This is a genomic window from Burkholderia arboris (genome assembly GCF_902499125.1).
In the GTDB taxonomy this organism is placed as follows: domain Bacteria; phylum Pseudomonadota; class Gammaproteobacteria; order Burkholderiales; family Burkholderiaceae; genus Burkholderia; species Burkholderia arboris.
Genome location: NZ_CABVPX010000028.1, coordinates 1 through 12372, shown reverse-complemented (window position 1 = coordinate 12372; position 12372 = coordinate 1). Strand labels below are relative to the sequence as shown.

The 12372-nt window shown below is 72.6% G+C and carries 3 protein-coding genes; all 3 read right to left on the bottom strand.

The features are described from left to right. Positions 1-4 precede the first annotated feature (4 nt). Entirely contained in the window at positions 5-1441 is a 1437-nt protein-coding gene (locus BLA15945_RS27895; protein ID WP_174993882.1) for a serine hydrolase domain-containing protein, read from the bottom strand. Positions 1442-1506: 65 nt separating this feature from the next. Continuing rightward, a complete protein-coding gene (locus BLA15945_RS27890; RefSeq protein ID WP_233464305.1) occupies positions 1507-3105 on the bottom strand; it encodes an MBL fold metallo-hydrolase in 1599 nt (532 codons plus the stop codon). 1 nt (position 3106) lies between these two features. Continuing rightward, positions 3107-12372 (bottom strand): non-ribosomal peptide synthetase/type I polyketide synthase (locus BLA15945_RS27885; RefSeq protein ID WP_174993881.1); only part of this gene is annotated, 9266 nt, incomplete at its 5' end.

Genomic DNA, 12372 nt, shown 5'->3' with positions numbered 1-12372 from the left:
TCGCTTACCTCGCAGCAGTCGTGGTTGCCGGGGCCGTGCAGCCTGGCAGGCTCGCCATCACGTCGGCAACGAAGCGTTCGGTGTCCCAGCTGCGGTCCACCGTCGCGCCCAGCCGGGTGATGACCGCGCGGCACGACGGCACGATCACCACCAGCTGGTGATTGAAGCCGTCCATCATCGTCACGTCCTCCGGCAGCGACGGAAACCGCCGCGCGCCGCCGACGCCGGCGTTCAGCCACAGATGCGCGCCGAGCCGGCCGTCGTGCCGCGCCGCCTGGGGCGTCGCCATGAACCGCACCCAGTCGGGATCGACGATGCGCGTGCCATGCCACACGCCGTGCTGGAGGATCAACTGGCCGAGCTTCGACCAGTCCCGCGCCGACGCCAGCATGTAGCTGCCGCCGACCAGCGTGCCCGACGCGTCGGGCTCCATCATCGCGGTGCGGATGCCGAGCGGCTCGAACAGCCGCGCCCGCGCGAACGGCACGATGTCGAGCGGCTGCGGCGAGACCGCCCGCGCGACGATCTTCGCGACCAGCACGCTGCCGCCGCTCTGGTAGTCCACCTCGCGGCCGGGCGCGACCTTCAGCGGCCGGCTCGCGACGAAGCGCGCCATGTCGGTCGACTGGTACAGCATCTTCGTCGTGTCCGAGCCGGGCAGATAGCCTTCCTGGTAGTCCAGCCCGCTCGTCCATTGCAGCAGGTTCCGCAACTGGATCGCCTGGCGCGGATCGCCGGGCGATGCCCAGTCGTCCAGCAGGCGATCCTGCGCGAGCGTCAGCTTGCCGTCGCGGGCCAGTACGCCCGCCAGCAATGCGGTAACCGTCTTCGTCATCGACCAGCCGAGCAACGGGGTGTCGGCCGTGACGCCCGGCGCGTACCGCTCGCCGACGAGCTTGCCGTCCTGTCGCACGACCACGGCCAGCGTGTTGCGCAGCGACCCGGGCGACGGCTCCGCCACCGCGCGCTCCAGCACACTGCGCAGCGCCGGCGGAACATCGGACGGCGCAGCATCGCCGGCGGTGTCGACGTCGTCGGCATCGGCCGCGGCGGGCGGCAGCGCAAGGCCGCGGCCCTGTATGCGCAACGCGTCGAGCGCGTCGGCCGGCGCGATCGTGCAGCCGAGGCCCGGCCGGTACAGCGCGACCGTCGCGCGCAGCACGCCGAGCCCGGCGGCCTCGACGGTCTGTCGCGCACGGTCGATCCGGTACGTGACGAAGTTGAACAACGGATTGATCGGCTTCACTTCGCGCGCGAACACGGCGCGCGCATTGCCGTCGCCGCCGGCGAGCACGCGCACGCACAGGTAATGCGACGCATAGCCGGTCGCGGCGGGCAGCGCCCAATACAGCACGCCCGCGGCAATCACCAGCAGCAGCACGGCGGTGGCGGCGAGCATCTTGAAGACGGTAGCGACACGGGACGGATGACGATCCGGCATGGGGAATGTTTTCCTGGTTCGACGATTCGACGAGACGGTGCAGGCGGCCGCGCGGCCGCCCGCGCTCAGAGGATGATTTCCTTCTTCAGGTACAGCCGCTCGGACTGGATGTCGTGCGCGTGGCAGCGCGCGATCAGCTTGTCCGATTCGACGATCGGCAGCGAGGTCGGCGCGTATTCGATGCTGGAGATGAACTTGAGCCACGGCTCCGCGCCCATCGCATAGACGAACACCTGGCGCGGTGCGAAGCACTCGACCAGCGGCCACGCACGCTCGCAGTCGGAGCCGTTCAGCCGGCGGTTCTGGTCGAACTGCCGCCCGAGCGGCTCGTTCAGGAGCGCGCCGTACAGCCAGGACATCGGCGCGCCTTCGCACTCCATGCCGATGAACAGCGTGCCGATCCGGCCGATGCGCTGCGCGATGCGCTGGTACAGCTCCGGCTGCAGGTTGTTCGAGTCGGCCGCGAACAGCATGCTCTTGCCGTCCACCTTCAGCGCGAAGGCCATCTTCGCGGCGATATGCAGATCGCCGTGCTCGCCGAGGAACGGCAGCGCCACGATCTCGCCGCCCGGCACGGGCACGCTGTCCAGCTCGCCGACCTCGACGACTCGTTCGAACCCGCACGCCTCGAGCGCGAGCCGGATCGACGGGTCCTGCAGGAACCCGCCGTGGCTGCGCGGCACCACCAGCGTGCCGATCCGGTGCCGTAGCTGCAGCAGGCTCTCGAGCACGATGTGATCCTGGTGATTGTGAGTCAGCAGCACGTAGTCGATGCGCTCGGGCAGATCCGCGAACGTGAACGGATCCTCGCCCTGCCCGAGCGGATAACCGACGATCGGATCCGTCAGCAGCGAAAATTCCGCGGTTTCGACCAGCACCGTCGCATGGTTGAAGTAGCGCACCCGCACCGGCTGCTGCCCCGCGCGCGCCGGTGCCGACGGCGGGCGCGGCGGCGGCGCGTCGGTGAACCAGGTTTCGAGCGCCGCGCGCCGGGCGGCACCGCCCTCCGCATGCGCGAGCAGACGGTCGATCAGGTCCGGCGCGGCGCCCGCGTGGCGGGCCGCGAACAGCTCGTCGTACAGCGCGTCACGGAACGGCAGGCGGATCTCCACCATGTGCTCGTCGGGAAAGCGCGGCGTGCTGAGCATGAAGCTCCGGTCGTCGCTGGTCGCGAGGAAGCCGTTCACGCTCTGCAGCGCGTCGAGATAGCCTGCGCTGTCGTACAGCAACCGCTCGAACAGCCGGTACGACGCGTGGCCGCGCAGGTCGTAGCCCAGCTCGACGAACCCCTTCAACGGCTCGGGCACCCGCGCATACAGCGGCGACAGCGTATCGCCGCCCCCTTCCCGTGCAAGCAGCTCGTCGAGCTCGCGCAGCGCGTCCGCCAGCACCAGCAGCGGCGCGGCGCGCGTGCGGGTGTCGCGGATCAGCGCATCGACCGCCGGCACGAGCTCCCGGCCGCCGTTGAGGAACGGCCCGCCGGCCATCTTCGCGGCGGAACGCCGGTGCAACTCCGGCGCGCGGATGAAGGACTCCATGATGCGCAGGTGTACCTGCTTCATCACCAGCGCGCAGGTCGCCGGCTGCAGCAGGAACGTCCACGCATACCATTGATTGATCAGCGGTTCGAAGACGACGTTCGGTTTCAGGTAGATCTGGGTCATGTCAGGAATGATCGTGTTCGACTACGGGAACGGCTGCGTCGGCGACAAGCGCGAGCGCGGCCTCGATGTGCTCGCGCCACCGGCGCAGCAGTTGTTCGGCGGTGGCGCGCGTATGCACGGCGTCGCTGTAACGGCACTCGAACGCGAGTTCGCCGTCGCCCGCGACGCAAACGAGGTTCAGCAGGTGCGAACGTTCGTCGGTCGCCGCGCGGTCCGCGCCCACCGCCTCGGTGGCGGCGGAGAACCATGCGGACGGGCGCGCAGCGGCCGCCGACACGAAATCGACGCTGACCTGCGGCTGCACGCAGCGCCGCCACGCGTCGGGATCGACGCCGGCGGGCGGCGGTTCGTCCGCGCCGCCCAGCGCGGCCGGCGGCAGCGCGGCGAGCGTCGCCTCCCATTCGCGCAGCGCCGCGACGCTCGGCACGCCGGCGTGATGCGGCAACAGCAGCGGCACGTCACAGACGAAGCAGCCGACCGCGCGCTCGACCGCCGGCCCGTCGTCGAGCCAGTCGCGGCCGTGCCGGCCGAGATCGGCGACCACCGCGCCCCCCGCCCAATCGGTCAGTGCGCGCGCGGCCGCCGCGATCGCGACGGTGGCGGCTTTCACGCGCAGGCGCTGCGGCACGACGGCCAGCAACCGTTGCGCGGCCTCGCCCGTCAGCCGGTCGCGCACGACCTGCTGGCTGGCCTCGGCGTTCTCGCCGCGTGCCGCGTGCCGATCCCGCGGCAGCGCGACGTTGCCCGCCATCGGCGCGAGGTACGCGGCGGTTGCGCCGGCCTGCCGCGCGGCGGCAATGCGGGCGTCCAGCGCGCGAAGATAGGCCGGGTACGCCAGCGTCGGCGCGGCCAGTGCCGGCGTCCGGCCGTTCGCATGCGCCGCATACGCGTTGGCGAGGTCGTCCAGCAGCACCGCCCAGCCATGGCTGTCCGCCACCAGCCCGTGCACGACGAGCAGCAGCCGGTCGCCGGCCGCACCGCACCGGTAGTGCGCGATCCGGATCAGCGGCCCGTGGGCCAGATCGAAGCCCTGCTGCAGCGTCGTGCTGTGCGCGGCGATGAAGCGCGCCGCATCGTCTGCCGAGCCGAGGTCGTGGCTGCTGAAGCAGCGCTGCGCGGCGTCCGCGTCCGCAGGCGCGACGCGGCCCGGCAGCGTGTCGTGGTCGAATACGCAGCGCAGCCCCGGGTGCGCGTCGAGCAGCGAACGGAACGCAGCCAGCAGCGCGTCGGCGTCGAGCGGCTGCGCGGCCTGAACGAGCAGCGAGCGGTTCCAGTGGTGTGCGTGCGGGCGCTGCAACACGCGCCGTTGATACGGCGTCAACGGGAACCCGGACACCTCGTCCGCCTCCGGTCGCGCCGCCAGCGGCCGCAGGCAATCGGCCAGGTCCGCGAGGGTCGGACTGGCGAAGAAATCCTGCGGATCGACCGCCCAGCCCGCCCGGTTCAGTTGCGCGACGGCCCGCAGCACCAGGATGGAATCGCCGCCCAGCCCGAAGTAGTTGTCGTCCCGGCCGATCCGCTCCAGCCGCAGCACGTCGCGCAGCACCGTCAGCAGCGCGCGCAGCGGCGGCGTTTCGTCGCCGCCCGCGGCCTCGTCGGGCAGCACCGCCGTCGACACCCACTGGCGGTCGATCTTGTCGCCGGACGTCTTGGGCAGCGACGGCACGATGGCCAGCGCATGCGGCACCAGATGCGCCGGCGCGACGCGGCGCAGCGCGCGCAGCCGCTCGCGCGCCGCCTCGCGTGGCATGTCCGGCGCGCCCGACGCGCCAGGGCCGACGACGATGAACGCCTCCAGGCGCGGCGCCAGCGCGTCGTGCCCGCTCGACAGCCGCACCGCCGCCTCGCGCACGCCGTGCTGTTCGAGCAGCAGCGCCTCCACTTCGGCCAGGTCGACGCGCACCCCGCGCACCTTGATCTGGCGATCGCCGCGGCCGAGGTAGACCAGCGCGCCCGCCGCGTCGCGCCGCACGAGGTCGCCGGTGCGATACATGCGCGCGCCCGGCTGTCCGGAGAACGGATCCGGCAGGAACGCCGCGGCCGTCTGCCCGGGGCGGCCCGGGTAACCGCTCGCGAGCGCGCTGCCGCCCAGGTAAAGCTCGCCGCGACACAGCGGCGGCACCGGTTGCAGGTGCGCGTCGAGCACATAGGCCGTGGTGCCCGGCAGCGGCGCGCCGATCGGCACGTCGCGTTCGTCCGGGCGCGCATCGGCCGGCACGTCGTGCACGACGGACGTGATCACGCTTTCCGTCAGCCCGTATGCGTTCATCAGCGCCACGCGGCCGCCCGTCACGGCGCGCCATGCCTGCACCGCCGCGAGCGGCACCGTCTCGCTGCCCGTCACGACCAGACGCAACTGCGCCGGCAGCGCGGCCTCGCCGAGCCGGATCCCCCGCACCCATTCGCGCCAGAACGACGCGGGCAGGTTGAGCACGGTCGCGCGTTGCGCGTCGAGCAGGCCGCTGAACGCACCGAGCGTCGGCCACGCCGCGCGGTCGAGCAGCAGCAGGCAGGCGCCGGTGGACAGCGCCGTGAAGATCTCCTCGATCGACACGTCGAACACGAGCGACGAGAACTGCACGACCCGGTCGTCGGCCGTCATGCGATACGCGGCGCACAGCGCCTGGATCTTGTGCGCGACCGCCCGATGACTGACGTCGACGCCCTTCGGCACGCCGGTCGAGCCGGACGTGAACAGCGTATAGGCGGCCTGTTGCGGATCGATACCTGCGGGCAGCGCGCCGGCGGGCGTGTCGCCAAGCGCGGCGAACGTGAGCGCCGCGCAGCCGGGCCACGCCGGCGGCGCCGCTGCGGCGTCGTGCACGAGCAGCACCGGCGCCGCCTGCGACAGGATCGCGTGCTGCCGCACAGCCGGCGCGGCGGGATCGAGCGGCAGGTAGGTCGCCCCGGCGCGCAGCACGCCGAGCAGCGCCACCAGTGCGTCGAGCCCCGTCGGCAAGCACAGCGCGACGCGGTCGCCGGCGCGAACGCCGTGTGTGTGCAGTGCGCCCGCGACCTGCTCCACCCGCGCCCGCAGCGCCCCGTAACTGAGCGTCTCGTGCGCCGTGGCAACCGCGGGCGCAGCGTTGCCGGCCGTCAGCGTGCCCGCCAGCAGCGACATGAGGTCGGACGCGGCCCACGCGGACGCGTCGGCCGTCCCGGACGCCGCTTGCCATGCCTGCCGCTGCGCAGCCGACAGCACGCCCGCGTCGCCCAGCGGCGCATCGTCCGGCAGCGTCAGCAGGAGATCCAGCGCCGCCTGGAACTGTTCGACCACCTCGCCCGCCTCGCCCCGCTCCAGTGCGCCGTCGCGCGTCAGCAGCACGCCGCCGTAGCCCGCGCCGTCGCGATGCAGGTTCATCGTCAGGTCGTATTCGGTTTCCGTTTCCGGCGTGTCCTCGAACGCGACCTCCAGCGCGCCGGTCTGCACGGTGCGAACCGGCGCCTCCTGCATCGAGAACACCACCTGGAACAGCGGCGTCAGCGACGTGTCGCGCGGGCCCGCGAAGCGCTCGACCAGCTTCTCGAACGGATAGTCCTGGTGCGCGTGCGCGGCCATCACGCAGTCGCGCACCAGTTCGATCCATGCCCGCGTGCTGCTGGCTGCCGGGAATGCCACGCGCAGCGCAAGCAGGTTCACGAAGAAGCCGACGAGTCCTTCGGTGCGGCTCGATGCACGGTTGGCGACCGGCGAGCCGACCACCAGGTCGCGCTGCCCGGTGCGCCGCGACAGCATCAGCAGGAACGCGGACAGGAACACGACGTATGGCGTCGTCCGCAAGCGCCGCGCCAGCGCGTCGACCTGCGCTGCGCGTCCGGCGTCCACCGCGACGCGGCCGCTGTGCGCGAGGCGCCCGGGCGTGCGTGCGCGGCGCCGGTCGCCGCCGAGGTCGAGCACCGGTGCGCCGTCCAGATGCGCCCAGAACGTCTCGTGCGCCGCGTAGTGCCCGGCGGCGAACCGCGCCGCCTGCTCCTCGCTGTAGTCCGCGTAATCCCACGCGGGCGGCGCGGCGTCCGGCGCGCGCCCCTGGCTCGCCGCGGCGTACAGCGACGCGAGATCCTGCGCGATCAGCCGGAACGACCAGCCATCGACGACGATGTGATGGAACGACATCAGCAGGCACGCGCGGCGCGGCCCGAGATCGAGCAGCCGCGCGCGAAACAGCGGCGGCCGAGCGAGATCGAACGGCTCCGCCCGCAGCGCGTCGCGATGCTGCGCGATGAACGCGCGCCGTGCGTCGTCCGTATCGCCTGCGTACGCATGGATCGACAGCGCGACCGCCGCGTCGGCATGCACGTGCTGCTCGCCACTGCCGTCCGGCCCCTCGTGAAACGACGTGCGCAGCACCGGATGGCGCGCAACCAGCCCGGCGAGCGCCGCGTGCAGCGCGGCACGATCGACATCGCCGTGCAGGTGCAGACATTGCGGCAGATGAAAGACCGAACCGCCCATGCCGAGCCGTTCGAGCGTCCACAGCCGGCGCTGCTGGAACGACATCGGTGCACGACGCGGCCCGGCGGCCGGCAGGCCGTGCTGCGTCGTTGCCACCCGCCCGGCGGGCTGCGCCGGTTCGGCCTGCACGCGAATCGCGCGGGCCAGCCCGTCGATCGTCGGCGCACTGAAGAACGCCTCGAGCGTCAGCTCCGCATTCAGCCGCTCGTGAATCCGCGTGAGAACGCGCCCGGCCAGCAGCGAATCGCCGCCCAGTTCGAAGAAATCGTCGGCCGGCGTGATCCGCTCATGGCCGAGGCACTCCGTCCAGATGCGCGTCAATGCGTGCCGCACGTCATCGGTTTCGACCGGTGCGGCGGGCGGCGTGTCGGTCACTGCCGGTGCAGCCACCAGCGCAACGGCCGGCGCCTCCGGCTGCACGCGCTCGATGGGGCCGCGTTGCTGGGCGGACAGCCAGTGACGCGTCCGCTCGAACGGATAGCCCGGCAACGGCAGGCGCTTGCGGCGCTCGCCCGCGTACGCGTCGCGGCGTGTCAGGCGCGCGCCCGTCGCCCACAGCCGGCCGTAGCCGGTGAGCAAGGTCGCCATCGTGCGCGGCGTGCGCTCCGTGAAGCTTGCCAGCACTGCGTCGGCCGGCGCGCAGCGATGCCCGCGCACCAGCGCCGCCAGCACGTCGCGCGGGCCGATCTCGACCCACAACGCGTCGCCCAGCGCCGCCAGCGTCCGCACGCCCGCCGAGAAGCGCACGGTGCCGAGCACGTGCGCGGCCCAGTACGCCGGATCGGTGGCGCGCTGCGCGTCCAGCAGCGTGCCGTCGAGGTTGGAGATCAACGGGATGCGCGGCGCGCGCAGCGTCATCGTCGCGGCATGCGCCTGCACGCGCACGGCCGCGTCCGCCATCATCGGCGAATGGAACGCATGCGACGACGCGAGCCGCGCATGCGCGATACCCGTGTTGCGCAGGTGCGCCGCGAACACGTCGACCGCATCCACCGGGCCGGACACCACGCACTGCAGCGGCCCGTTGACCGCCGCGACGGCGAGCGCCGGCGGCAGTTGCGCGGCCAGCTCGTCTTCCGCAATCGATACGGACAGCATCGCGCCGGCCGGCTGCGCCTGCATCGCCGCGGCACGCGCCGCCACGAGGCCGACCGCCTCGTCGAGCGAGAACACGCCCGCGCAGCACGCGGCGACCAGTTCGCCGACGCTGTGGCCGATCAGGTAGTCCGGCGTCACGCCCAGCGCAGCCCATGCCTGATACAGCGCGTACTCGTACGCGAACAGCAGCGGCTGGACCAGCGCCGTATCGGTGGTGCTCGCGTCGCCCAGCAGATAGGGTTCGAGCGCCAGCCCGGCCGCGCCCGCGAACCGCCCGCACACCTCGTCGAGCGCGGCGCGGAACACCGGGTTCTCGCGATGCAGGTCGCGCGCCATGCCGGCGGCCTGCACGCCCTGCCCGGTGAACAGGAAAATCACCGGGCGCGCGTGCGGCGCGTCGTCGGTGGCCGGCGACACACCCGCCGCCAGCGCATCGAGCGCCGTGTCGCGCGACTCGGCGACCACGAACGCCCGGCACGCGTGGTCCTGCCGGGCGGCCTGCAGCGTATGCGCAACGTCGGCCAGCGCCCATTCCGGGTGGCGGCGCAGCGCGGCGGCGAGGCCGTCCGCCGCGCGCCGCAGCCCGTCCGGCGTGGCGGCCGACAACCGCAGGCAATGCGCGGCAGCGGCCGACGGCGCGTCCGCCTCGGGCGGCGCGGCTTCCAGGATCACGTGCGCATTGGTGCCGCCGATGCCGAACGAACTGACGGCCGCGCGGCGCGGCGCAGCGCCGCCGTCCGGCCAGTCGGCCGCTTGCGCCGTGATGCGGAAGGCCGCGTCGTCGAGTTCGAGCAGCGGATTGGGCGTGTCGAAGTGCAGCGTGCCCGGCACCTTGCCGCGTTCGAGCGCGAGCGCCGCCTTGATCACGCCCGCGAGCCCCGCCGCGCTGTCCAGGTGCCCGACGCTCGTCTTGACCGCGCCGAGCATGCGCGGCGCACGCACGGGGTGCTGTCCGTAGGTCGCCTTCAGCGCAGCCATTTCGATCGGATCGCCGAGCAGCGTGCCGGTGCCGTGCGTCTCGACATAGCCGACCGACGCGGCGTCCACGCCGGCGTCCGCCAGTGCGGCGCGGATCACCCGTGCCTGGCCCGCAGGGCTCGGCGCGGTGTAGCCGGCCTTGTCGTGGCCGTCGTTGTTGATCGCGGAGCCCTTGAGGACCGCATACACGTGATCGCCGTCGCGGCGTGCGAGATCGAGCCGCTTCAGCACCACCGCACCCGCGCCGCTGCCTTCGACGGTGCCGCTCGCAGCCGCGTCGAACGCGCGGCAATAGCCGTCCGCGGAAAAGATCCCGCCGGTGCGGTGCAGGTAGCCCGGCACACCGTCGACGCCGATCGACGCCGCACCCGCGAGCGCGAGTTCGCAATCGCCCTGCGCGACCGCGCGTGCGGCCATGTGCAACGCGACCAGCGACGTCGAGCACGCGGTGTTCAGCGTGACCGCGGGGCCGGTGAGGTTCAGCCGGTACGCAATCTGCGTCGCGGGCTGGTTGAGCACGTTGATCTGGTACAGCCCGAGCGCCTCGACCGCGTCGCGGTTGCCGAGCACGTGGTTCGCGAGGTACTGGCTCGCGCCCACGCCGACGTAGACGCCCACGTCGCGCGCGGGCCCGGGCCCGGCGTAACCGGCGTCCTCGAGCGCGCGATAGCTTTCCTCCATCAGCTTGCGCTGCTGCGGATCCATGATCTCTGCCTCGCGCGGCGTGTAGCCGAAGAACGCGGCATCGAAACAGTCAGGATCGCGTATCAACCCGCGCGCGGCGACGAAGCGCGGATTGCCGAGCAGGTCGTCCGGCACGCCGAGCGCGCGCAGCCGCGCGTCGTCGAGCCGGGTGATGCCGTCCTCGCCCGCGAGCAGCATGTGCCAGAACTGCTCGACGTCGTCCGCGCCCGAAACGGCCGCGCTCATCCCGATGATCGCGACGTCGCGGCTGTCGACCGGCGACGCGCTTGCGGCCGCAGCCGCGCCGCCGGCGCCGGTTGACGGCTCGCCAGGCGCGGACAGCCAGCCGGCCAGCGTGCGAATGGTCGTGTAGCGGAACAGGTGATCGATGTCCACGTCGCGGCCGAACTCGCGACGAAGCCGCGCCTGGCACTGGATCAACGCGAGCGAGTGGCCGCCCGCGTCGAAGAAGTTGGTGTCCGGATCGATCTCGGCGAGGCCGAGCACGTCGCGCCAGATCGCCGCGACCGCGGCCTCGGCATCGCCAGGCGTGCGGCGTGCGGCGCTGGCGGGGCCGGCCTGGCCGGGCGTGCCGGCCGCGTCGAGCGGCCAGTCGGCCAGCCTGAGGCGATCGATCTTGCCGCTGCCGGTCATCGGCATCGCGTCGAGCATGACGATCCGGTCGGGCACCATGTACGGCGGCAGCGCCTGTTGCGCATGCGCCTTCAGCGCGCCGTCCGGCAGCGCGCCTGCCGCCTGCACGAACGCGCAGAGCACAGCGCCCGCGCTGCCCGAACGCGCCAGCACCGCGACTTTGGCGACGCCCGGATGGCGGCCCAGCACCGACTCGACTTCACCCGTCTCGATGCGGAAGCCGCGCACCTTGACCTGCTGGTCGTCGCGACCCACGAATTCGATGTCACCGTGCCGGTCGAAGCGGGCCAGGTCGCCGGTGCGATACAGCACGCGATCCGCGTCGCCCGTCGCATACGGGTTCGGCACGAAGCGCTCCGCGCTCAGCTCGGGCCGGTTCAGGTAGCCCGACGCCAGCGCCCGGCCGGAGAGGTACAGCTCGCCGGTCGCGCCGATCGGCAGCCGCGCGAGATCGGGCGCGAGGATATGCGTGCCGACGTCGCCCACCGCGCGGCCGATCAACACGGGGCCGCTCGCGCAGCGCCACACGGTTGCGTAGATGCTGGCCTCGGTCGGGCCGTATGCGTTGAACAGCGGCGTGTGCGGCAGCACGCGCGCCGCCAGCTCGACGGTCGCGGGCAGCAGCGGCTCGCCGGCAGCGAACACGGCGCGCAGCGGGCTCGCCGCGCCGGCGTCGAGCGACTGCAGGAACAGGTGCAGCATCGACGGCACGAAATTGACCACCGTCACGCGATGCCGTTCGATCGCGCGCTGCAGGTAGCGCGGATCGTACTGGCCGTCCGGCCGCGCGATCACGATCGCGGCGCCCTTCATCAACGGCCATAGCATTTCGGTAAGCGAAACATCGAACGATTGCGCGGTCTTCCACAGCACGCGATCGCCCGCCGCCAGCGGATAGGTGTGCGCGAGCGCGTCGAACAGCGCGAGGATGCCTTCCTGGCGGCACAGCACACCCTTCGGCGTGCCGGTCGAGCCGGACGTATAGAGAATGTAGGCCGGGTCACCGGGGCTCACGCGCGGCGCGGCGGCCAACGCGGCCTGCCCCGCTTCCGCCAGCGCCGCCTGCTCGACGAATTGCACGCCGCACGCGCGCAGGCAGGCGGGCGCGGCGGCATCGCCGACGATCGCCACCGGGCGCGCGTCATCCACCATGAAGCGATGGCGCGCTTCCGGCAACGCGGGATCGAGCGGCAGATACACGGCGCCGATCCGGAACAGCGCGAGCACGGTCTGCAGCGTCGCCGCCGTGCGGCCCGCGCACACCGCCACGACGTCGCCCTGCCGCACGCCCAGCGCGGTGAGCGCCGCCGCGCGCCGGTCGCACTGGTCGAGCAGCGCCGCATAGGTCGTCTCGCCCGCGTCGTCGATCAGCGCGACGGCGTCCGGCGCGGCGGCCGCGC